Annotated in this window: 14 protein-coding genes; 9 read left to right on the forward strand and 5 right to left on the reverse strand. The window is 50.5% G+C overall.

What is annotated here, in order from left to right:
- The first annotated feature begins 952 nt into the window (after positions 1-952).
- Positions 953-4930, forward strand: coding sequence for a phosphoribosylformylglycinamidine synthase (gene purL, locus GA004_RS04390; protein WP_283396086.1), 3978 nt, complete (start codon positions 953-955; stop codon positions 4928-4930).
- Between the two features lie 227 nt (positions 4931-5157).
- Here purL and GA004_RS04395 read toward each other — a convergent pair whose 3' ends face one another.
- The 4 genes from GA004_RS04395 to GA004_RS04410 all read right to left on the reverse strand — a co-directional run bounded on the left by GA004_RS04395 (position 5158) and on the right by GA004_RS04410 (position 9806).
- Positions 5158-5802, reverse strand: a complete 645-nt coding sequence (locus GA004_RS04395) for an NHL repeat-containing protein (protein WP_283396087.1) — start codon at positions 5800-5802, stop codon at positions 5158-5160.
- A 93-nt stretch (positions 5803-5895) separates the two neighbouring features.
- Positions 5896-7158 (reverse strand): glycolate oxidase subunit GlcF, encoded by a 1263-nt coding sequence (gene glcF, locus GA004_RS04400; RefSeq protein ID WP_343218824.1) that lies wholly within the window; start codon positions 7156-7158, stop codon positions 5896-5898.
- Positions 7159-7207: 49 nt separating this feature from the next.
- Positions 7208-8359 carry an FAD-binding oxidoreductase gene (locus tag GA004_RS04405; RefSeq protein ID WP_283396088.1) on the reverse strand — a complete coding sequence of 384 codons (1152 nt, stop codon included), beginning with the start codon at positions 8357-8359 and terminating at the stop codon, positions 7208-7210.
- 4 nt (positions 8360-8363) lie between these two features.
- Positions 8364-9806, reverse strand: a complete 1443-nt coding sequence (locus GA004_RS04410) for an FAD-linked oxidase C-terminal domain-containing protein (RefSeq protein ID WP_283396089.1) — start codon at positions 9804-9806, stop codon at positions 8364-8366.
- A 456-nt stretch (positions 9807-10262) separates the two neighbouring features.
- Here GA004_RS04410 and GA004_RS04415 point away from each other — a divergent pair, with 456 nt between their 5' ends.
- The 8 genes from GA004_RS04415 to GA004_RS04450 all read left to right on the forward strand — a co-directional run bounded on the left by GA004_RS04415 (position 10263) and on the right by GA004_RS04450 (position 23020).
- A complete protein-coding gene (locus GA004_RS04415) occupies positions 10263-11723 on the forward strand; it encodes a sulfatase (RefSeq protein ID WP_283396090.1) in 1461 nt (486 codons plus the stop codon).
- An 83-nt stretch (positions 11724-11806) separates the two neighbouring features.
- Complete coding sequence (locus tag GA004_RS04420; protein ID WP_283396091.1) at positions 11807-14557, forward strand: PSD1 and planctomycete cytochrome C domain-containing protein; 2751 nt, start codon at positions 11807-11809, stop codon at positions 14555-14557.
- A gap of 15 nt (positions 14558-14572) precedes the next feature.
- Positions 14573-16078, forward strand: coding sequence for a DUF1501 domain-containing protein (locus GA004_RS04425; RefSeq protein WP_283396092.1), 1506 nt, complete (start codon positions 14573-14575; stop codon positions 16076-16078).
- 283 nt (positions 16079-16361) lie between these two features.
- Positions 16362-17270, forward strand: coding sequence for an aldo/keto reductase (locus GA004_RS04430; protein WP_283396093.1), 909 nt, complete (start codon positions 16362-16364; stop codon positions 17268-17270).
- A gap of 258 nt (positions 17271-17528) precedes the next feature.
- On the forward strand, positions 17529-18968 hold the full coding sequence (locus tag GA004_RS04435) for a sulfatase family protein (protein ID WP_283396094.1): 1440 nt from the start codon (positions 17529-17531) through the stop codon (positions 18966-18968).
- A gap of 88 nt (positions 18969-19056) precedes the next feature.
- The gene (locus GA004_RS04440) at positions 19057-20001 is read left to right on the forward strand and encodes an NHL repeat-containing protein (RefSeq protein ID WP_283396095.1); all 945 of its coding nucleotides are present in this window, start codon (positions 19057-19059) and stop codon (positions 19999-20001) included.
- A 169-nt stretch (positions 20002-20170) separates the two neighbouring features.
- Positions 20171-21379, forward strand: coding sequence for a galactonate dehydratase (dgoD, locus tag GA004_RS04445; protein ID WP_283396096.1), 1209 nt, complete (start codon positions 20171-20173; stop codon positions 21377-21379).
- A gap of 108 nt (positions 21380-21487) precedes the next feature.
- Positions 21488-23020, forward strand: a complete 1533-nt coding sequence (locus tag GA004_RS04450) for a sulfatase-like hydrolase/transferase (protein ID WP_283396097.1) — start codon at positions 21488-21490, stop codon at positions 23018-23020.
- Positions 23021-23034: 14 nt separating this feature from the next.
- Here the strand turns inward: GA004_RS04450 and GA004_RS04455 are convergent, their stop codons facing one another.
- Entirely contained in the window at positions 23035-24432 is a 1398-nt protein-coding gene (locus GA004_RS04455; protein WP_283396098.1) for a hypothetical protein, read from the reverse strand.
- Between the last annotated feature and the right edge of the window lie 14 nt (positions 24433-24446).

Here is a 24446-nt window from a genome sequence, read left to right on the forward strand (position 1 = left end):
CATTAGGGAGTGTATACAATCCAGAATTATTGGACATCTTCTTAAAGGGAACCTTATGATTTGAGCCAATGTATCAAGTTTGGCCACATGCCCTAGTTTCAGACGAAAAAACATTTTTCTATGGTCCGGTTAACATATCAACAATCCGAATTTGCTAAGATAACCTTTCCCCATCAAGATTACGAAGACATTAAAAGTCAGTACTCGTCACGTCAGTAACACACACTCGAATTCCATCGATATGTTAATTAAAGCCAGCATAAGAACCTCAATAAAGACGATTGCATTTCTTACAATCGTGCTTTGCCCCGTCCAAGGAGTTTCAGCTCAACATGAGGGAGACGTAAGAGATGTTGTAACGATCGATGAACTCGATCCCTCGGGTCCTTTCAACAAAATCTGAGAGCCGCATTTCGCAAAGTGGTCCGACGATCACTACCTCTGCGCTAATGGACTCCGGGTACGGGGAAGAGGCGATTGGGGGATATGGTCGCGCCCATAAGCTTGGACAAAGGAAAGACCTGGAGCCCCAGAATCATGATATTCGATCACCAAGAACGTAAAGGCAGTGTGCAATATGCCTACAACAATGCCGTTCTGTTCCGTCCGTCCGGCTAAGATGTCATTTGGCTTTTTGCGATGGACGCTCCTTTGAGCTACCGCGACAGTGAGAATGCGGATAACTTTGTCAGTTCCCGCAAGGATGGGCTAAGCGTCTTTTAAAAGGTAGAGCGGCAGGATAATTTGCACCTCTTGCATGGGCTCTATTGTTCGGAAGGATATTTGGTTATTCGGGATAAGGCGAATGGTAAATCTTAGGAGCGATGGACCCAGTTCTCGAATCGCGGCCTAAAGCCGCTCCTGCAATTTGAATGCGGATGGTAGATGCTTTTCGATTTTACCCATTCCGCACTTGCCGGTCGGGAACTAAGTTCTCAACTTGCCTTGCGTCATGATCATCCTTCGCGGAGCGCCGTCTCACTCAGAATTTCGTCTCAGAAAGCTACTTGCTGAACTAACAGCGATCGGCCTACCGGCTAAGGAAGTGTATGCGGAATACGTCCATGTAGCCGAGACCAATGAGCCGCTGACCAGCGACGAGCAGTTGATTCTCGAAAAGGTTCTGACTTACGGTCCCAAGGTGCAGGGGCACGAGCCGAGTGGCCTGCTCCGTGTGGTAGCGCCGCGTCCGGGAACGCTATCTCCCTGGTCGTCGAAGGCGACGGATATCGCCCGCATTTGCGGTTTGTCGAAGTTGGAGCGGGTCGAGCGGGCCATTGCCTTTTGGATTGATTTGAGTGGCGCGTCACTCACGCCGGACCAGCAGAGACTGTTAGATGGCCCGTTGCATGATCGAATGACACAGGTCGTGTTCGATAGTCAGGAAGCAATGGATTTATTGTTTCGCCACGAGCAGCCCAGGCCTTTTGCGACCATTCCTATGAGTGCCGGGGGCCGGGATGCATTGGTGGAAGCGAACCAGTCACTAGGTCTTGCATTGGCCGATGATGAGATCGACTACCTCGCTCTCAATTTTCAGAAGCTGGGTCGTGATCCCCACGATATAGAGCTCATGATGTTCGCCCAGGCGAACTCAGAGCATTGTCGTCATAAGATTTTTAATGCCAATTGGGATATCGACGGCGAGGCACAGGAAAAGTCGCTCTTCAAAATGATCAAGAACACCTTCGAAATGAGAAGCGAAGGAATCTTGTCTGCCTACAAAGACAATGCGGCGGTATTCGAAGGGAGTCACGGAAACCGATATTTTGCCGATCCGAAAAGCAATGAGTATATTGCCAGTTTGGAAGAGATCGCGATTTTGTGCAAAGTGGAAACCCACAATCATCCTACGGCGATTTCGCCTTTTCCGGGAGCGGCGACCGGTTCAGGTGGAGAGATTCGAGATGAAGGAGCCACGGGAGTTGGATCCAAACCAAAAGCCGGCCTCGTGGGTTTCACTGTATCCAATTTAAAACTCCCTGGAGCTGTTCGTCCTTGGGAAAAAGACTTTGGGAAGCCAAACCGAATAGTTTCGGCACTCGATATCATGATTGAGGGGCCCTTGGGAGGAGCCGCTTTCAATAACGAATTTGGCCGGCCCAATATTCTAGGGTATTTCCGAACCTTCGAACAGGAAGTGCCAGGAAAAGTGGCTAAAAGTGAAGAGATTGAAACCGACATCGAGGAAAGTGATGCAATGATTTCCACAGATGACGAGGTATCATCCCGCGAACCAGATTACGTGTCAGAGATTCGCGGATACCATAAGCCGATAATGCTTGCGGGCGGTCTCGGGAATATTCGTAGAGAGCATATTGAGAAAGGGGAGGTGCATGAAGGGGACAAGCTAGTCGTTCTCGGTGGACCGTCGATGTTGATTGGTCTTGGTGGAGGCGCGGCAAGCTCCATGGACAGTGGAACCGGAGAAGAGAGTCTAGATTTTGCCAGTGTGCAACGGGACAATCCGGAAATGGAGCGTCGTTGCCAGGAAGTGATCGACCGCTGCTGGGCACTGGGCGGAGAGAACCCTATTGCTTTTATACACGACGTAGGAGCGGGTGGGCTTTCGAATGCCATGCCCGAACTCGTCAACGATGCAGGCAAGGGCGGGCGATTCGATTTGCGCAAGATCAACAATGATGAGCCCGGAATGAGCCCCCTAGAGATCTGGTGCAATGAATCTCAGGAGCGCTACGTAATGGCAATTCCCGCGGACCGCATTGAAACGTTTGTGTCCATCTGTGATCGGGAGCGTTGCCCTTATGCCATTATTGGAGATGCGACTGACGACCGCCAGCTGGTGCTTGATGATCCTCACTTTGGAAACCGTCCCATCGACCTTCCACTAGATGTCCTCCTAGGGAAACCGCCTCGAATGCATCGCGATGAGACCTCAATGCAAAGAGATCTTGTGCCTTTATACCTTGGGACCGTTACATTGGAGGAAGCCGCTCGGCATGTCTTGTCTCATCCGGCGGTTGCGGACAAGACGTTCTTGATCACGATTGGCGACCGTACGGTCACGGGACTCATTCACCGCGACCAAATGGTAGGCCCTTGGCAAGTGCCGGTAGCGGACTGCGCTGTGACTGCGACTTCTTTCGATGGATACACAGGAGAGGCAATGTCGATTGGGGAACGAACGCCCACTGCGGTTAACAGCGCTGCGGCGTCGGCCCGTCTCGCAGTCGGAGAAGCCTTAACGAATCTCGCGGCTGCTCAAATAGGACCGTTGACCGGTGTTAATCTGTCGGCCAACTGGATGGCGGCGCCATCCGTGCCAGGGGATGCGGTTGACCTTTACGAAGCCGTCAAAGCGGTAGGTATGGAGTTGTGTCCAGCGCTGGGAGTTACGATCCCGGTTGGAAAGGACTCCATGAGTATGAGCACGGTTTGGCAGGACGATTCCGGGGAGAAACGTGTGACTGCTCCTATTTCCTTGATTATCACAGCGTTTGCCCGGTGCGAAGATATTCGTCGATCTCTCACGCCACAGCTGGATCCAAATCTAGATTCGAGTTTGATACTCATTGATCTGGGTCGGGGCAAAAATCGCCTTGGCAGTTCCATTTTGGCTCAGACGCTGTCTCAAATGGGGGATGCTACCCCTGATGTGGACAGTGCTGAAGATCTCAAAAATTTCTGGAACGCGATCCAGCAACTCGGAAAGGAAGACAAGATTCTCGCTTATCACGATCGTTCCGATGGCGGTCTATTTACCGCGGCTGTGGAAATGGCGTTTGCCGGTAATGTGGGAGTTAATCTTGAAGTTTTGAGTGAAGGCGATCCGTTCGCCCCTCTATTTTCAGAAGAATTGGGGGCTCTCATTCAGGTAAGCGGAAGCGATCTAGCGGATGTATTCGATATATTGAAGCGCCATGGTCTGGAAGATTGCTCGAACATAGTGGGGCGATTAAATACGCGATACCAAATCCAAATTTCGGAAGCAGGTGAGGTCCTGTATGAAGAAGATCTTTCCGTTCTCCGGGCCGTTTGGTCGGATGTTACTTTCCGCATTCAGAACCTGCGTGACAATCCCGAGTCCGCAGCTTCTGAGCATGCGATCCGGCAGGACCGAGAGAATCCAGGAATCAGCCCTAAGGTAACTTTTGAAATTGAAGATTTAAAATTTGAAATTGGAAATACTGCGGCGAAGCCACGAATCGCCATCCTCCGTGAACAAGGGGTCAACGGGGAAGTTGAAATGGCAGCTGCCTTCGATCGAGCTGGATTTTCTTGTATCGACGTTCATATGACGGATATTTTGAGCGGCAGTGTTTCTCTTGGCGATTTCAACGGTCTCGTCGCTTGTGGCGGATTCAGCTACGGTGACGTCTTGGGAGCGGGTGAAGGCTGGGCTAAAAGTATTTTGTTCAATGAGAAGGCGAGAGAGGAATTCAGGGCGTTCTTTAATCGAGAAGAAACCTTCTCCCTTGGAGTATGCAATGGATGCCAGATGCTTAGTAACTTGAGGGAACTCATACCGGGTGCGAGCCATTGGCCGCATTTTGTTCAAAATAGAAGCGAACGCTATGAAGGTCGGCTAGTGTCCGTCAAAATCGAGAATACCCCAAGTGTGCTTTTCAAAGATATGGAAGGAAGCGTTCTCCCTGTCGCAGTCGCCCATGGTGAAGGAAGAGCCGAGTTCAAAAGCCAAGAAGCGGCGAGTGCGTGCGATAAATCCGGCCTCGTGTCGGCCCGCTTTGTGGACAATCTTCATAATGTGACGGATGCGTATCCACTCAATCCGAACGGATCTCCGTTCGGCATTACTAGCCTGACCAGCGAAGACGGACGCGCAACAATCCTCATGCCTCACCCCGAACGCGTGTTCCGCTCATCGCAGATGAGCTGGAGTCCACGGGATTGGCCGGAGGACAGTCCGTGGATGCGTTTCTTCAGAAACGCTCGCGTTTGGGTGGGGTAGAGCCGCATCCTGACGTAGTGCGATCGTGCGAAGATGGCATTCTTACGACTTGTTCGGAAGAAGGTTCCCGCAGGGGATGGTTTTGGTGGGTGCCCTTTGGCAGGCAAAATCACAAAGGTTTCTCCGAACGACGCTACTCGGCTGAGCCCCCAAAGATTGGGGAGAAGATTCCCCCGTGGATACGAATGTTGCGAAACGCTCGAGTTTTTGTGGTCGAAAAATAGAACCTAGACAGGTATCTTGAAACACACAATTTTGTGGTTCTCGCGGTCGTTGGTCCAGAGGCATTGACCATCGAATGCGAGGGCCCGGGCGCCAAAGGGGATTTTGGCGATGTCTGTTGCCGTCTCTGAGCTGAGGCTGATTTGGGTTAGGAAGTATTTGTTGGTCTCTTCCGAATCCGTAGTTGTTAGATAGATACTTTTGTCCACAAAGACTTGGCCGCAAATTCCATGAGGAGATGAAAGTGATTTGTGAGCTTGGTCGTCAATTCCTAGTTGGAGAATAACCTTATTATACCACTGGCTAACATAGAGACTGGATCCGTCGAAGCCAAGTTGTGACCCAGTGTCATTAGGGCAGGGCAACTTAAAGACTGTATCGAATCCGTGTCCAGGAATGCAGCGACGAATGATACGGTTGTCCTCTTCGGTCTCTCCGCAGAGGACACGGAGCTCTTCGCCGATGGAAACCATTCCAAAGGGAACCCCAGGTGCTTTAACTTCCCAAATAACGGTCCACATTTCGGGATCGATTTGATAGATGGTTTCGGATTCCATGGAGCCCATCCAAAGGGTGCCATTGTGCCAGGCAAGGCTCTGGGGTCTAGGAGCGGGTGAGGCGAGCCGTTTGATTTCTTCGATATGGTTCATGATTTGGATTTAGATCTATGCCTACGGATTTCTTGGATTCACGCGATTAATTGAATGAAACGAGTTATCCTATATGTGCAGATCCATCCGTAGTTATTCAATAGCCCGATCTAGCAATTCAACTGTATGGACAACCCGTAGAGGAGTCTCTTTATCTTTGGAATGAAATTCGATCTGGGTGAGGCATCCGATGTTACCCGTAGCGATGATGTCTGCGTCCGTAGCGTACAAATTTTTAACTTTTCTCTCACCGAGTTCTTTCGCGGTATCGGAATGTTCGATATTATAGCTGCCTGCGGACCCGCAACAAATCTCCCATTCGGCTGGTTCGAGAATCTCTAGACCGGGCATAGATCGAAGCAGCCTCCTGGGAGCGGATCGGACTTTCTGAGCGTGAGCCAGGTGACAGGCATCGTGGTAAACGACTTTGACGGTCTCGGGATTTTCGATTTCGGGAGGCGTGAATCCGATCTGATCCAGATACTCGCAGATATCAATTACCTTGGACGCATAGTCTTTCGCCTGAGCTCTTAGAGCGTCTTCCTCTCCCGCGAAGAGCGTACCGTATTCTTTCATTCCGGAGCCGCACCCAGCTGCGGTTGAAATAATAGCATCCACATCTTCAGGAAAGGTTTCGAAATTTTTGCGTGCTGCCTTTCGGGCCTCTTCAGATTCGCCGATATGCATAGCCAGAGAGCCGCAGCATCCTTGACTTCTGGGCACAAGTACTTCGATGCCATTTCGATTGAGTACACGAATAGCCGCCTGGTTAATTCGTGGAGCGAGTACCTGCTGAGCACAGCCTATGAGAAGAGCGACGCGACCCCTCTTTTCGCCCTGAGCCGGGTAGAATTCTTTGAATTCCTGCTTAGGCGGTAATTCGCTGGGTGCGAGCTCGAGCATCGCGCTGAAACCTTTGGGAAGATAGGGTGCGAGAGGTCTAAATAGGCTAGCGACTTTTGAGGCCGTTCGGAAGCGATCCGGATAGGGAATTGTTTTAAGAAGGGCCATTCGTTGCAGCTTTTCGCCCAACCCCCGCTTTCTCTGTTTTTCCGACCAAGCCCGGAAAGGCGAAATAAGCTCTCCGTATTCAACTCCAGAGGGACAGGAAGTGACACAGGCAAGACAGCCCAGGCAATTGTCTATGTAGGGATCAATCTCTGATGGATCAAGCTTTCCCTCTAGCGTTTCCTTCATGAGAAAGATTCTTCCGCGGGGGGAATTCATCTCGTCTCCCATTGTCAAATACGTTGGGCAGGTGGGTAGGCAAAAGCCACAATGAACGCAGGCCTCTATCGGTTCCTTCATGGAAGCGAACTCGCGTCCGAGATCTTCTTTTGAAATCTGGCTTATCATTTAGTAATAATGGCCGAAAAGAGGCGCAGAACCCGCAAATATTTTGTGTCTATTCATTGAAAGCGGGTAGGAGAGCGGTTGGGTATAGTTCGGTAAATTTATCTTCGGGATCGAATGCCGGCTTGAGTCTTCGGTAAAAAGACTTTTGGGAATCGGCTGCTATAAGTGGGGTCTCCGCGTCACCGCAAGCAACTTGACCCGATAAGTTGAGCTGAGTGAGGAGGGCACTCAGTTTTTCAATACTATTGTTCCAATGAAGCCAACAGACGTATCCACCGATACTGTACCTTATTTCAGTGGAATAGGAGGCTAAAGCGCTTTCTAGGTCGAATATGGTTAAAGGATTGATGGGTATTTTGACGAGCAACCCTGATTGGGGAGGAGTCTCGAGTCTAACGCTTTCGGGCCAATAGCTATCAATACATTTTTGTGATAAGGTGTCGCTTTGGTGAGTGAGGTGGCTCTCGATCGCTTTAACTCGCTGATCCATGGATCCTGGTTGGCCGGCCAGTTTGAGAAATAGGCGACCTTTCGAATCGAGATCTAGTATATCCAGCGTAAAACGTGAGCGCCCCAATGAAACGAAGGCTTCGTGAGCCTCTTGAAAGCTTGGATAATTGAATACAATAGTTCGACTTTCAGGAGCGACCGGGAAGACCTTGAAAGACGCTTCAGTAATAATGCCGAAACTTCCATAACTCCCAGACATCAGCTTTGGGATGTCAAATCCTGCGGCATTCTTAACGACTTTCCCTCCGGTATGGCTGTGGTTGCCGATTCCGTCGATAAAGTTAACGCCGAGAATAAAATCGCGAAGAATTCCATAGCGAAAGCTTCCCGGACCCGAGAGGCCCTTGGCGATCATGGCTCCTACGGTGGTACCTTCTGCAATGAATGGAGGGTCAAAGGGAAGGTATTGGCCTTCTGCTGCTAGTGCCGCCTGAACCTCCGCTGCAGGTACTCCTGCTTGGACCGTAATGGTGTACTCTTCGGGTAGATACTCGACGATCTGATTGAAAGCGGAAAGGGAGATATGGGTGTTTGGCGCTTCCAACTTCGGAGGACCGGGCCCTTCGACAGAGCTCAGGGTCTCAGACAGGTCCTCCCTGCCTAAGACTCGAACCGAGTTCGATTCTCTGACGAGGACCTGCATTTCCTCGATAGAGTTTGGGGTAAAAGCCTTGTTTGGTTCGTTTTCCATGGATCTACATGCGCGAGATGACACCTGCTTTCTCCAGTGGATGGGGACCGTGAGCGGCGAGAGCAGGAGCTTCCTTGCCGGGAAGCATTTTGCCGCGATTGGAGATTTCGTTCGGGTCGATGGATCGACGAAGGCGATCGAAAGTGCCCAAGTCGATCTCTGTGAACATTTCTGGCATGTATTCGAGCTTCTCGACTCCGACGCCGTGCTCGCCTGTGATGGATCCGCCCAGCTTCAAGCAGAGTCGCAATATTTTTCCGGCCAGAGCTTCCGCTTTCTCGAGCCCATCGGGTTGCTTGGCATCAAAAAGAATCAGCGGGTGAAGATTTCCGTCCCCCGCATGGAAGACGTTGGCAACCCGGAGACCGGCCTCCGAACTGAGACGCGAGATTTCTTTGAGAGCTTCACCCAGTCGGGATCGGGGTACCACGCCATCTTGAACAATGTAGTCTGGGGAAAGGCGACCCACAGCAGAAAAGGCGCTCTTGCGGCCCTTCCAGATGAGCATGCGCTCGGCGTTGTCCTGGGCGATCCGAACTTCCTTGGCTCCGGTTTTGCTAATGGCGTCGGAAAGGGCGATGAATTCCGCTTCTACGGCGGCGGACTCGCCGTCCAGCTCTACGATGAGAAGTGCCTCCGCATCTTTAGGGTAACCGGCACTGACTGCGGCTTCCGCGGCCTCGATGGCCAGTTTGTCCATGATTTCCATTGCCCCTGGAAGTATCCCAGAAGCGACTACGACCGATACCGCCTCTCCTGCAGCTTCCAGACTATCGTAGCTGGCGAGCAGGGTTTGATAGGATTCGGGAATGGGTAGGAGTCTTATTTGGATTTCCAATGCGATTCCCAGAAGCCCTTCACTACCCACAAAGAGTCCAACGCAGTCCGGCCCTGCATTCTCTAAGCTGTCATTCCCCAATTCGACCACTTCACCATCGGGAAGGGCGACTTTGATGCCCAGAATGTGATTGGAGGTCATTCCGTATTTCAGGCAATGAGCCCCGCCAGAATTAAAGGCAAGATTGCCGCCAATTGTGCAAACAGTTTGGCTGGACGGGTCTGGCGCAAAGTAGAGTCCGTGCGGAGCGGCAGCGACACTGATATTGGAATTGATCACTCCAGGCTGTACACGGGCTGTTCGATTGTCGGGATCAAGTTCGAGGATTTGGTTGAGCTGGTTTAAGCTGATGACAATGCCTTCATCGATCGGCAATGAACCTCCAGACAGACTGGTTCCGCTCCCGCGGGCGACGAAGGGGACCTGGCACTCGTGGCAAATCTTAAGGGTCTCGACGACTTCCTCGTTGTTTATTGGCATGACTACCGCGATCGGTTTTTGCCGGAAAACCGTGAGACCGTCCGAAACGTAGGGTGTCAGTCTAGCGTCGTCTTCGTACAGCCGACTAGATGGGTAGAGCTTTCTCAGATGAGCGATGAAATCGGACATGGGGATTTAGCTAAACAAAGAAGTTGGAATGTGGGTGGGAGTAAAGCCTCTAGGGAGTAGAATATTGGAAATTGTGCGATTCGCTGGCTCCTCGCTCGCAGTTTGACGTGATGCGTGAATTGGGGTAGGGTGATTGGGCTATTATGTCGCCGCGACCGCAATCGGAAAGAGATCTGGCTGCCTCGGTGTGGCACATCGGCGTCAACCTAACTCTATTGCTGGAAATTGTTGCAGAATCCACGACTAGGTCTCGGTTTAGCTACGTCGCAAGGCGGTGTGGTTTAGCTTCGCCATTCACTTAATGACCCCGAATCGTCGTCGGCTCCGCTCCGACAGAGGATTTTTTGGTTGCACTGATCCCGATGGGCGGGACGCCATCGGCCTAGGTAGTCTGCCCTCAACAAACGCTTTGTGATTGAGTGATCCGAGAGAGTAGTCTTTCTAGTAACAGAAATTATGTTCCCAAAACCCATTAACCTCTTGCCCAAGTTCCTTGTGACTTTGGCGTTGATCTTAACGGTCGCTTTGACGGCTGCAGCGGATCGTCCCAATGTGCTTTTTATCGCAACAGACGACATGAATTGCGATTTAGGAAGCTACGGGCACCCACTCGTCAAATCCCCCAATATCGATCGGCTTGCGGCTCGTGGCGTGAGGTTTGAACACACCTACTCACAAAACCCGGTATGCAATCCTAGCCGGACCTCGTTCATGACGGGTCTTTACCCGGAACAGACGAATATCAACACCAACGCCGGGCACTTTCGGGAATTTATTCCAGAAGTTGTTACGATGGCCCAGCATTTTCGGAACAACGGATACTATGTAGCTCGGATTGGAAAAATCTATCATTACGGGGTACCGGATAACATTGGCGAAAATGGTAACGACGATGCCCCTTCTTGGGAGGAAGTTCGCAATCCAATCGGTGTCGACAAGGTCGTTGAACCGAATCTGAACATAATCGTTCCCGGCAAAAGTCCTGGAGGCACCTTGAGTTGGTTGAAGGTCCCCAGCAAAGACGAGGAACATACGGATGGCATTGGTGCCAGCTACGCGATCGAAATGCTCGAGAAGAACCATCCCGACAAAACAGGACGCCCCTTCTTTTTGGCGATGGGTTTCTATCGCCCGCACACGCCCTACGTTGCACCTGAGCACTATTTCGATTGGTATCCAAAAGAATCGATCGATCCGGTCATGCTTCACCCAAACGACCGAGATGACATTCCCAAAGCAGCGTTGCCCGACCGCCCGAATCAGCTCGATCTGACGGTCGATGAGCGAAAGGAGATCATCCAAGCCTACTATGCTTCTATCTCGCTGGTGGATTCTCAAGTGGGCCGACTTCTGGACGCGCTGGACGACTTGAAGCTAGCTGAAAATACGGTTGTGGTTTTCGTATCGGATCACGGCTACCATCTGGGAGCCCATGGATTGTGGCAGAAGAGTGACTTGTTTGAAGGCTCTGCTCGCGTGCCCCTTATAATCGCCTCGCCCTTTGAAGATGCGGCACGTGGTGAGACCACAAAGTCTTTGACCGAGCTGGTGGATCTCTACCCAACCTTGAGCGAATTGTGTGGGATCAAAGCGCCGCCGCATGTGGCCGGTCGGAGTGTCGTTCCTGTTCTGCAAAACCCGGGTCAGTCCATACGCGATGAAGCCTACAGTGTGACCGACTGCCGCACGGTCAGGCGTTGGGACAATTCTAATTTTCTAGGACGCTCGATTCGAACTGACCGCTACCGGTACACGGAATGGGACGAAGGCTCTTTTGGGGTAGAGCTTTACGACTATGAGCGGGATCCCGAAGAGTTTACCAATTTAGCATATAATCCTGAATATGCCGATCTAATGGCCTCGCTAAGGAGAAGGCTACACGAGCGTCAAAGCGAGGCTAACGTTGATCGATTGTAGAAAACCTCCAGGATAGGAACAATGAATTCGCAAGATTGTCAGAGCTCTATTGTTTGATTTTATTAATTACCGCAATTAGTTTTATGATATTTCGCACTTTCGGTTTTCTTGCATTGGTCTCGGTACCCGCAACATTCGCTGTCGACTTTGAGAAAGATATTCTCCCGATTTTCGAGGAGCATTGCTTTTCCTGTCACGGACCTAAAAAGCAAAAGGGAGAAATCCGATTGGATCGGCGAGCCCATCTGTTGCGAGGCGGAGATAGTGGCATCCCGAGTGTGATACCTGGGGATTCTGCGGAAAGCTACCTGATCGAGCTTTTCGAGGATCCGGATCCGGAATTTCGGATGCCCTTTGAAGAGGATCCCCTCTCGAGCTCGCAGATTGCGTTGATCGAGGAATGGATCGATGAAGGTGCAAATTGGCCGGGTCAAATGGACGAGGTGATCGCGGAGGCCGAGGAGTCGGACCATTGGTCTTTTCAACCGGTAGAACGTCCAAAGGTTCCCATCATGGAGGCGGCATCGGGAGCGATTGATGCATTTCTTTTGGCGAAGTTGGACGAAAGCGGTCTAACGCCAAACTCGGAAGCAGACGCGCGTTCACTCATAAGGCGGGCATCCATCATCCTAACGGGACTGCCCCCCGTTTCGGAGAAAGTAACCTTATTCCAACAAGCGTTTGTGGCAAATCCGGATGGGGCTTACGAAGCACTCGTAGATGAACTGATGGCTTCTCCCCATTTTGGGGAACGCTGGGCGCAGCATTGGCTGGATGTCATTCGTTGGGCGGAGACGAATGGCTCCGAGGCAAATCTCTATCGGAAGAACGCGTGGGTTTACCGCGACTACGTCACGAATGCGTTCAACGAGGACAAGCCGTATGATCAGTTCATTCGAGAGCAGATTGCAGGGGATTCTTTAGATGCCGGTGAAGCAACAGGCTTTTTGGTGGCGGGTCCTCATGTTCCTGCGGCAACGGTCGGTAGAGAAGAATCTGCTATTCGGCAGGCGAGGGCGGACCGAATGGACGAGATTATGCAGACCGTGGGGGCATCGATGATGGGTATGACACTCGGGTGTGCGCGTTGTCACAATCACAAGTTTGATCCGATAAGTATCACAGATTACTATTCCATGACCGGAGTTTTCCAGGATATCGAGTTTGGCGGACGAACTCCAGAGTTGCCTGAATCCCACCCGAAGCGACTTGCGGCCAATCCTCTCTGGCAGACAATTGCCGAAAGTAGGGCGATACTAGTGCCAACCGGTAATTGGGAAGAAGACTGGGGCGCCTATCGAGAATTGCATTTTGAATCTGTAGTTACAGATAGGATACGAGTGACCTTCTTGTCGAAGCGGACTAGGCTCGACGAATTGGAGGTTTTTGGCCCGAAAGAGCCAATGAAGAACTTTGCCTTGTCGAAATACGGGACTAAAGCAGATGGCCCCGTCCATTTGAGAGGTGATGTCCGGCATGCCGAGTCCTACGTCAATGATGGAGAGTACGGAACCATGGTGTGGACAGCGGCGAAAAAGGAGGACAGCGATGAGCAACCCTGGATTCAAATAAACTTGTTAGAGCCGGCCGAGATCAATCGTCTAAGGATGAGCTCGAATCGGGAATACTATTACGATGTCGACTACTTGAGCATCAACGAATCCATAGGTTTCGATGATTATCGACTGGAAGCCTTGAGCCCCTCAGGTGAATGGATTGAATTGGCCGCGATTCAAAAGATAAAGCAGGCGGACAGGGAGAATCCCAAGCGCCAGGAGGCACTAGCGGCAATCTCAGAAGCGATTTCCCAGCTCGAAGAGGTGGGTCCAAAGGTTAGCTTTGTGGGCCGGTTTATTGATCCAGCTACCACTCGCGTTCTTAGTAGAGGCAGTCCGGAGAATCCGCGCAATGAAGTCTCGCCAGCGGCTCCGCTTATTCTCGGGGGTGACTTGGGCCTAGATTCGAGCTTTACGGGAAGTGAGCGCCGCACTCGGTTTGCGGAATGGGTTGCTAGCCCGGAAAATCCACTCACGTCACGTGTCATGGTAAATCGGATATGGCACCATATTTTTGGAATGGGGATCGTTCCAACGACGAGCGACTTTGGTAAAGCGGGAATGACACCGAGCCACCCTGAACTTTTAGATTGGCTCGCATCGGAGTTCGAAGAGCCCACGGTTACGGATGGAGAGCCTTGGTCAATGAAGTCGATGATTCGACTGATTGTGATGTCTGATGCGTTCCGACGGTCCAGTGCTCCAAGTGAAGAGAGTCTTGTAGTAGATGCGGGGGCCAGTCTGCTGTGGCGTTTTCCTCCGCGACGTGTTGAAGCAGAAGTCATTCGCGATGGGGTGCTGCTTGCGTCTGGGAAGTTGGATACATCTGTTGGTGGGCCAAGCTTTCGGATTCACAACGTAAAGAAAACCTACGCCCAATGGGAAGTAGTGAACAATTACGGACCTGATACCTGGCGTCGCATGCTTTATCAGGAACGGATGCGACGGGTGGATGACCAAATATTTACCGCGTTCGACTTTCCGGATTGTGGACAGGTTCGAGCAATGCGTCCTGTATCTACTACTCCATTACAGGCACTAAACTTGCTCAATAGTCCCTTTGTTCGGGAACAGGCGGAACAGCTTGCGAGCCGAGTGAAAAAAGAAGCATCCAGCGACGATACAGAAGGGCAAATTCGTCGAAGCTTTCAAATACTGCTTAATCGCGAACCCGATCGAGAGGAACTCGCGGCTTGCAAGGAAGTCGTCAAAGAAACGAGTCTGGCACTGGTTTGTCGCACACTTATCAACTCAAACGAATTCGCCTTCCTTCCTTAAGCTAATTTTTAGACAATGGACAATCGAGCTGAATATATTTCTTCACATGGTCAGTCGCTATTAAACCGGCGGGACTTTCTGCGTCAAAGCGGAATGACCTTAGGTGGAATCGCCTTAACCCAATTACTCGCCCAAGACGGGCTCCTGGCCTCAGACGCCCAGACCTTTAGCGGGAAAGCTCCGATTCGACCCTACATCGATCCGGACAACCCGTATCTCCCCCGTTCTCCTCACTTCGCTTCTGAGGCGAAACAGGTTTTGGTTATATACTGCCCTGGAGCGGTGAGCCACGTCGACACGTTTGATTATAAACCCGAGCTGATCAAATTTCATGGGCAAAAACCGCCTGGAATGCCTGCGGTTACGTTTGAAGGACCATCTGGGAACATTGCCAAGCCGTTCTGGGACTTTAAGCCTCGTGGGAAAAGCGGCAAGATGGTTTCGGATTTGTTGCCTAACCTGGGAGGGCTTGTGGACGACTTTAGTTTTTTTCACTCGCTCCACACACAAACGAGTGCGCACCCGCAAGGTGAGAATTTTTTCAATACAGGTTTTACGATGGAAGGGTTTCCTTCATTCGGGGGTTGGGTAACCTATGCTTTGGGCACTGAGAACCAGGAATTACCCGCCTTCGTAGCGATTAACGACCCGCGTGGATTAGCTCGGTCGGGTAAGAATAATTTCGGAAGCGGTTTTCTACCGGCAGCCTATCAAGGAACGGATTTTAATGCGAAAAATCCTCCCTCTAATCTTGCCCGTCCAGATAAGTACACAGAAAAGGATGACAAGGCGACGGTTGATCTTTTAAATCGGTTGAACGCAAAACACCTCGAGCAGTTTCCGAACGATGCCGATTTAGCGGCCCGCATTGCTAGCTATGAATTGGCGGGTAAGATGCAGGTTTCTGTTCCGAATGTTATGGATATCGCAGGAGAGCCTGAGAGTATCCACAAGGAGTATGGAACGGATACGGGTACGGATTTGAAGCGCGAGTATGCTAAGAATTGTATCCTCGCTCGCAGACTGGTGGAAAAGGGAGTCCGTGTGGTTCAGCTCTTCAATGGCAGCGATCCCTCAGGTGGAAATGGAATCACTAATTGGGACTCGCACAGTAACATACACAAGACCCACGCTATGCAGGCAGAGATCATGGACCAGCCTACTGCGGCTCTAATCAATGACATGAAGCGTCGCGGACTTCTCGATCAAACCCTCATTGTTTGGGCGACTGAGTTTGGTCGTATGCCATTCTTACAGGCCAATGGAACCGGTCGCGACCATAATCCAGATGCGTTCACCTGTTTCTTGGCCGGTGCTGGAGTTAAGAAAGGCTTCAGTTATGGCGAGAGTGACGAGTTCGGTTTCAAAGCTGCTGTGGATCCGGTAAGTGTTTATGACTTCAATGCGACCATCCTGCATCTCATGGGCCTCGACCATGAACGCCTAACCTATTATCACAATGGCCTCGAGCGTCGATTGACGAACGTGCATGGACATGTGGTGAAGGAAATTTTGGCGTAGGTGGAGCTAAATTGTCACTAGCAGTGGCGTTGCTGGCGGCGACCGTATTGGATACTATTAGATTATCGCAGGGCCAGCGCTCGTGCTGGCTCTACAAGAACTCGGTCGCTGCCCCCTGCTTGTTTTCGAGTTTGCGAACCGGGCGGTTGTCGTTATATCTCTTGTTTGCATGAGATCTCGTTTGTTTCCCTTTTTTGTTCGCTTTGGGGGTTATGCGTGTTGTGTTCTCGATATGAAAAGCTCCTTCCATGAGGAATTTTATAACGAGTTTAGATGACAAGAAATGAGCGAAAATAGTGACCACCTACGTTATGATCTTGGCGACTTCGCCTACGGTACCTGGCGCATCCTCGATGGCGAGCAACCCCCTTCTTGCGAAGCGTTGGTTCGGCGGTTTCACAAGTGTCTGGAAAATAGTATCAATACTATAGATACGGCAGAAATTTATGGAGGTTACCATGTCGAGGAAGCTGTGGGTAATACTTTGAAGTCTGACCCAGAGCTACTCAACCGATTTAAGATTGTTACGAAAGCGGGGATAAATGTTCCTTCGTTAGAAAAGTCCCATGCGTCGATTCCACAGTACGACGCGTCGAGCAAAAACCTCGTTCATTGCGCGGAAAAATCTCTCCGATTGCTGGGGATCGACACGATCGATCTCTTTCTGGTGCACCGGCCTGATTGGTTGACCCATCCTGAGGATATTGCTCGTGGGTTGCAGCAACTTCTCGATGAAGGAAAAGTTAGAAAAGTCGGTGTATCCAATTACACGATATATCAATTAGAAACGTTGGACCAGCTGATGGATGGAAAGCTCGCAACCAATCAGGTTGAGTTTAGCCCACTATGCATGGACCCGCTCTACGATGGGTCTTTTGACCAGTGTCTGCAGAAAAAGGTGCGCCCCATGGCTTGGTCGCCTCTAGGGGGAGGGGCCCTTTTTAGCGGAAAAGGTGGAGCTCCGAAGCGACTAAGGGACAAGTTGACCGAGCTATCGCCAAAATATGGAGAGGCTCCCTTGGATGCCCTGGTCTATGCGTGGGTCTTGGCTGTTCCCGCTAACCCGACTGTTATCCTTGGAACGAACAAAATCGACCGAATTGTCAGCGGCGCCAAAGGAGGAGCGATCCAATTAGAACGCGAAGACTGGTACGCGATCTGGGAGGCAGCTAAAGGCCAGTCGGTACCGTGATTGCAGAGTAGGTTCTGTTTCTAGTTTTTTCAGAGGTTTGGTATCGTGGGTAGAGCTCGACGGTCCGTCGAGCCGTAGCCTGGGTCCCATCTCCCACATCATCCCCAAACCTTAGCTCGACCTCTTCGGTTCGCCGGGCCGTCGAAGCCCTACCTTTGCGACTTCCCAATGGAAAAATGATCTAGGTGCGTCATTTTAGAGACAGGGTTGATCTCTTTTGAGGATTGATTCGACGGGTGAAAACCTTACGATTTAGCTATGGTAAAGTTTCGTTCTCTCACCCTTTCGTTATCAGTAGCTCTTACCATTGGGTTCCTTGCTTCCCTCTCTAGAGCTCAGTCCGATCGGCCCAATATCCTCTTCGCCATTGCGGATGATTGGGGCTGGCCGCATACGAGTGCATACGGGGACAGTGTCGTCAAAACGCCCACTTTCGATAGTATTGCAGCGAATGGCGTTTTATTTACCAACGCCTTTATTTCCTCACCCTCGTGCACTCCTTCACGGAATGCGATTCTCACGGGCCAGTATCATTGGCGTTTAAAAGAGGGAGGCAATCTCTGGAGTAATTATCCGGAAGGTTTTCCCACTTACGTTCAAGCCCTGAAAGAGGCGGGCTACTTTGTCGGGTCGTATCGAAAGGCGTTCGGCCCAGGATCCGATCACGGAAAAGAGGTCGCTGGCAAGAAATTCCAGGGCTTGGACCAGTTTCTTAAGGAACGTCCCAAGGACCAGCCCTTCTGTTTCTGGTTTGGGACCTCGGATCCCCATCGGTCTTACAAGTGGCAATCTGGGTTGCGCTCGGGTATGAAATTGGAAGACGTGGAGGTGCCCCCGTTCTATCCTGACTCGGAAACGATCCGCACTGACATTCTAGACTATTATTGGGAGGTGCAGCGTTTTGATCGTCAGGTCGGAGAAGCCCTGTCCTTGCTAGAGGAAAAAGGGGAATTGGAAAATACTATTGTGGTGATGACCGGTGATCATGGCTGGCCTTTTCCGCGCGGGAAATCGAATTTGTATGACTATGGGGCCCGGGTTCCTCTAGCTGTGAAGTGGAATAAATCGATTCCTGAAAACCGAGTTGTGAGCGACTTTGTTAGCACCACAGATCTAGCACCGACCTTTTTGGAAGCGGCGGGATTAAGGGCGTTGAAAGGAACAACGGGTCGATCTCTGCTTTCAATTTTGAGGTCTGGCAAACAGGGTCGCGTTGAGACAGATCGGGATTATGTTTTAACGGGAAAGGAGCGGCATACGCTAGCTCAGATGGACCACCCCGGTGGTACGCCCATGCGAGCCATTCGCACGGATGATTTTTTATACATCCATAATTTCAAACCCGAGCGGTGGCCCGCGGGGCACCCCGATGGCAGCTACAACGGCCCCATATTTATGGATATTGATGCGAGCCCGACTAAGTCCTACATCATAGACCACAAGGATGATCCGGATATGGAGATTTATTATCAACTATCGTTTGGTTTGCGGCCGGCCGACGAACTTTACGATATTCGCCTCGATCCTTACCAAATGCACAATGTAGCAGATCGTCCTGAATACGCGGATACGATGAAGCGTTTGAAATCAAAGCTTTTCAGAGAGCTCAAGGAATCAGAAGACCCACGAGTGCTCGGCGGGGGTGACGCGTTCGACAGTTATGAGTATCTCGGTCGATTGAGACGTAAAGTGGAGTAGATGAGATATTTAACCAGGGATGACACGGATATCACAGATTATAAAATTTTGAAATCACCTATTGGTCCTCGCCAAATCCACTAACAATATGCCTCAAAATAGAGAATATAAGTTCCTCTTTGGTCATAACTCTAGTAGGATTTTCGTATTGATTGTTACCGTTTTACTTTTCGCAAGTTCTTCGTGGAGTCATCAAAAAAGTGAATACGGAATACGGCATTCGGTTGTCATTAGTGGACCCAAGACATTTGAATTTAACGAAAACGACGAGATTGTTTGGGAGTTCGATGGTCGTTCCAAAGACATATCGAAGCTAGACAGTGGGAACTACCTTGTGACCTACCGTGACCAGGTGATCGAATTAGACCCCAGCAAGAAAACGGTTTGGAGCTATACTCAATTGATTAATGCAGAGATCATGAGTGCCCAACGTCTTACTGACGGGAATACACTCGTGACAGAGCTTGGCGAGCACCCACGACTCGTAGAAGTAGATCAGGGATCAAAGGTAACGGCCATAATACCGATCCAGCCTGAGACAGACAATATCCATATGCAGACGCGTATGGGTCGAAAGCTGTCAAGTGGGAATTATTTGGTTCCACACCGAATTATGCCCTTTGCCAAGGAGTATGACGGGAGAGGCAACGTGGTTCGCACGTTTCGCGTCGATCTTCCGGAATTGGGGGGAGCTGAAGCTAAAAACGGGACGTTCGCCGCAGTGCGTCTGGATGATGGATCGACCGTCGTTACATGTGCTTCTGGGAATAGAATGGTAATCTTTGATTCTAACGGAAAACTCGTATGGCACCTTTCGAGCGAGGAGTTGGGTGGAATCCTTAATGATGTATGTGGGCTGCAAGTACTGAAGAGTGGAAACTTTGTCGTGTCTTGTTATGGGAACCAGGCAGAGGATGGACTAAAGTTGATTGAGATTACGCCCGACAAAAAGATCGTTTGGACGTACCAGAACCAGACTGTTAAGTATGTCCACAATCTTCACGTACTATCGACTAACGGACAGCCTGAGTAGCCTGATAGAAAAGGGCTTCATCTAATTGGAAGCATTCGTTTGGATAGTTGCGGATGAAGTAATCTAGGTTTTTGTCGAATTGATTCGATACTTTCGGAAAAAGGATCTAGGTAGTCTCTCGTTCACCTTTTGCTACCCTTTGACCAATCCAAACGGAAGGAGCCTCATTATGCCAGAAAACAATATCAATCGTCGCTCTTGGTTACAGAACATGCTCTACGGAGGCGGGGCCCTTGTCGGCCTCAGCGCCGCTAGCCCAATCGTTCGTGCCGCCCCTATTAGCCCAAAGGACAAGATAAAGGTGACCAAGCTGGAGACGTTTGTCCTTAAGAATTCCTGGGTGTTTGTGAAAATATCTACAGATGCGGGGATCACCGGTTGGGGTGAGATGCTAAAGGACGATGCTAAGGCGTGCGCCGCGGGAGCGTTGGAAGTAGGAGACTATCTAATTGGTAAGGACCCTCGTCCGGTACTCCATCACTGGCAAGCGATCCATCGTGGCGCTTTCTATAGAGGGGGGCCGATTAAGTCCGCGATTTCATCGGGGATTGATCAGGCTCTTTGGGATATCGCAGGTAAGTGCTATGATGTACCCGTCTATAAACTACTTGGAGGGCCGACTCGCGAGAAAGCATTTGTATATGGGACGCCGGATAAGAAGACCGGCGTTAGGGCTATGAAGGTGGGCCCATCTACTGAAATGCGCAAAGCCCACAAATACCTGGAAGGGAACAAGGTGGTTGAGGAAGTTGCAGAACGTTTTGGAGCGTTGCGTAAGCGATACCCCGGCGTCGACATCGGAATCGACTTCCATGGGGCGGTGCAACCGACTACAGCAGCCTTGCTCATCAAAGCATTGGAGCCGCATAACCCATGGTTCTTTGAAGAAATCATTCAGGCTCTCAATGTAGATGTCATGGCAGATCTGGCCGCAAAGACTCATATACCCATTGCAACAGGCGAGCGTGTGTTCCTTAAATGGGGCTTCCGAGAAATTCTTGAGAAAAAAGCAGCTATGATTCTGCAGCCCGACGTAAACTACGCAGGTGGCATTACTGAATTGAAAGTCATCGCTGGTATGGCTGAAGCCTACTACGCTCCCCTGGCTCCGCACAACCCCAATGGGCCCTGCTCGCTTGCGGCCAGTTTGCAAGTGGCGGCCTGTATTCCAAACTTCTTGGTTCAGGAGCGTGGCGATCGTGAGCACGATCTACTGGCTGAGCCTTTGCCGCCTGTAAGAGATGGATACCGACCCATTCCAAAGGGACCTGGACTCGGCATTACGATCGATGAAAACCGTATCGACGAGGAAATCGGTGAGCCCCGAGAGTATCTGCCGCAATACGATGCAGATGACGGCTCGGTCGTGGATTGGTAGTTGTTAATGTTGGGATCGAATATTTTTGTATCTGTAGGAGAGGTTTTACAATATTAGGTGGCTGTTGGTTAAAATCGTCTTCTCAAACGAAATTGGTTCTTATTCAGCATGCTTAGATATATCTCCATGATATTGTTGGCTATTTGTATAGCCGGATGTAGCGATCAGCCTGAGGAAGGGCGGGAGGCTTCTCATAAGAAACCCAACATTCTATTCATTTTTACCGACGACCAGTCGCACCGAACCATTTCTGCCTACGAGGACGCTCTCCAATGGGCAAAGACACCCCATATCGATCGCCTGGCTGAGGAAGGAATTCGTTTCAAACACGCTTTCGCGGGTCCCTGGTGCGCCCCCAGTCGGGCTATGGTTCTAAGCGGGCGGTATTTGCACGGAATCGAAGGGCTCGATTTCACGGATTATCCTAAGATCCGGGAAGACCAAGAAACGTTTCGCATGTGGCCTCAAGTGTTTCGAGAAAACGGATACACTACGGCGGTCATCGGAAAATGGCATTTGGCCTCCGACTATCGTCACGGGACGGTTTGGGATCACTCCATTATTTGGGAACGCTTGGGAGGTGCAAAGTCGGGCGACTATTTTCGAAATCAGAAACTCCGATTTGATGGAGGCGATTTTACGCCGGTAGGTGGACATTCGACAGATAACTACACGGAGTACGCGCAGGACTTTATCAATCGAGATCATGAGAAACCTTGGATGTTGTGGCTGTGCTACGATGCGGTTCACGCTCCTTTCACTCCGGCAGATCGGCATCAGGAAAGTTATGTCAATGCGGGTCCGATCGAAACTCCCGCAGATATTTACCCGCCTCGTCCCGATAAGCCGCGCTACATGCAGAATTACTCTATGTTCGAGCCAGCCCCAGATGGAGTACCAGTGGACGAGCGCCAGCAGTTGCCGCTTCCGAAACTAGTGCAGAAGTACCATAGTGGTGTGCTCTCGTTGGATGAAGGAGTACGGGACTTAGTGGATACGCTTGAAAAATCAGGTCAGCTAGACAACACTATCATCGTATTCACGTCGGACCAGGGTATCGCCATGGGACATCATGGAATGGAGATTAAAGTAGCCCCCTATGACGATAACATTCGGGTGCCTTACATCGTTCGGTTGCCGGATGGCCAGTCTTCGGGAACTGCGATTGACATGCCAGTCAATGTGATCGATTTGATTCCCACGTTCTTTGACTATGCGGGTATCGATTTGCCGTGGGAAATGCATGGTACTAATCTTCGGCCCATTCTAGAGAACCCGAGTTTAGCCTGGGATCGTGGACTTCTTCAGGAGAATTTCAGCCGTAGCTTTGGTTCGCAGACGGATGTCGGCCTAACTATTGTGGATCTAAATGAAGGATTGCCTAACCAGAATGTGGACTGGTGGATTTTTATGAGGCATGGGAATCTCAAATACATCACAACCCTCGTTCCAGACGAAATTGAAGAGCTCTACGATATAGAGAAGGATCCGAGGGAATTGAAGAATTTGGCGCTAGACCCCGAGAATTACCAGAGGATGGATCAGATGAGAAAGATGATGTTGGAAGAGCTCCAGAGAACGAATGCGGGTCTTGTAGAAAATCTGCCGGCACCAAAGCGATTGTTGATCTTTAACCCCTAGCGGGTGTTGCGTCCTTATTCAACTTCTGAACTTCGCACTACCTCGCCCAGTGCGTCTAGTTTCTCGTCGGTCAAATAGGCGTAGCGATTGATCCATAGTCGCTTTTTGGAAACGGAGAATACCGCTTTCGCCCTTTTTGCGAAATCATTGCAAGGACCGTAGCTGTGAGTGATTGGCCAGATAGGGGCGTTGGTGGACTCCGCTTCGACCTGAACTTGCTTTTTCCCTAGGGCAACAGTCGATACCGGATGATTTTCCTCAGGCTCCGGATAGTGGAACGAGTCTGATGATTCGGGAGTAGGGGAAACAGCGTCAAAGGCGGCACAGAGACACTTTGCCAAGAGGGATTTGGAAAGCCCCGGATTATTACGAGTAAGCGTCTCGGTGTAGTTCTTTAGCATCATGGGCCAATGCATGGTATAGTATTTGCAGCTAATCGCGTTGGCGATCTCACCGTTCGACTGATAGTCAAATCCGCTGAGCCGGTTCCAAGGAATCGGAAAGGCAGAGGGGATGAGCTCCTTTTCGTTGCCGCCAACACTATCCAAGGCGTTTCTATATCGTAGCAATAAATTGGTTACGATCTGAGACTTCAGGCGAGCCCGATCAGGGCTTACTTGCAAATCAGTGATAAGCTTTTCAGGAGTCTTGACATACTCCTTGAGGTGATCGTTGTTCAACGCTTGAAGGAAAAATCGGTATTGGGAATCTGAGGATTCTCGAATACTTTGGAAATCAAATCCGTGCTCTTTGGCAAACGACTCTACGTGTGGACCAAAGTCCGTAAAAATCGATTCGAAGAAGTAGGGCGGAAATTCCGGCCAATCGATTCGAACTCCATCGATTTTTGGGTACTGCTGGATCAAATCTTTGATGAGCGCCTCGCCATACCCTAGGATATGGGGGCTTGCGATAGATCCATTGTTGTCCAAGCAGTTCTCCGGTCTCGAGCCGTCGGGCAAAAGCGAAATATCGTCACCTATCGGCCCTCCGAACTGCACGCGATATCCGGGGGGTATAGCAGACTGGATTTGGAAGTAGACTTTGATTCTTCGGGATTGAGCCGCCTCAATGAATTGATCGATGATATGACCTTCTTTTTTTGTGGAGGCATCTCCCTTCGATGGTTGATACCTAAGCCTCTGGTAGAGTTCGAGATTCGGTTCGAAACTGGGGGCTGTCTTTATCCAGACTTCCTTTTTCCCCCACAAGGGTCTTTCAAGCAATCGCGTCAGTCCTTTGTCGGCATCTGCCGGTGGTTCTCTATGACCCCCTTGATCAGCGGGACATTCTCTCATTATATAGGGAGAGATGGAAACTGCTGAAACCGGTGCTCGATTCATGAGGTTGTCGAGCAAAGGTTCAACTCCTTCGCTTTGAATGTACTCTGGAAATACTGTAATCCCTAACATTTGAATAAAGTAAG

This window comes from Candidatus Pelagisphaera phototrophica (genome assembly GCF_014529625.1).
GTDB lineage: Bacteria > Verrucomicrobiota > Verrucomicrobiia > Opitutales > Opitutaceae > Pelagisphaera > Pelagisphaera phototrophica.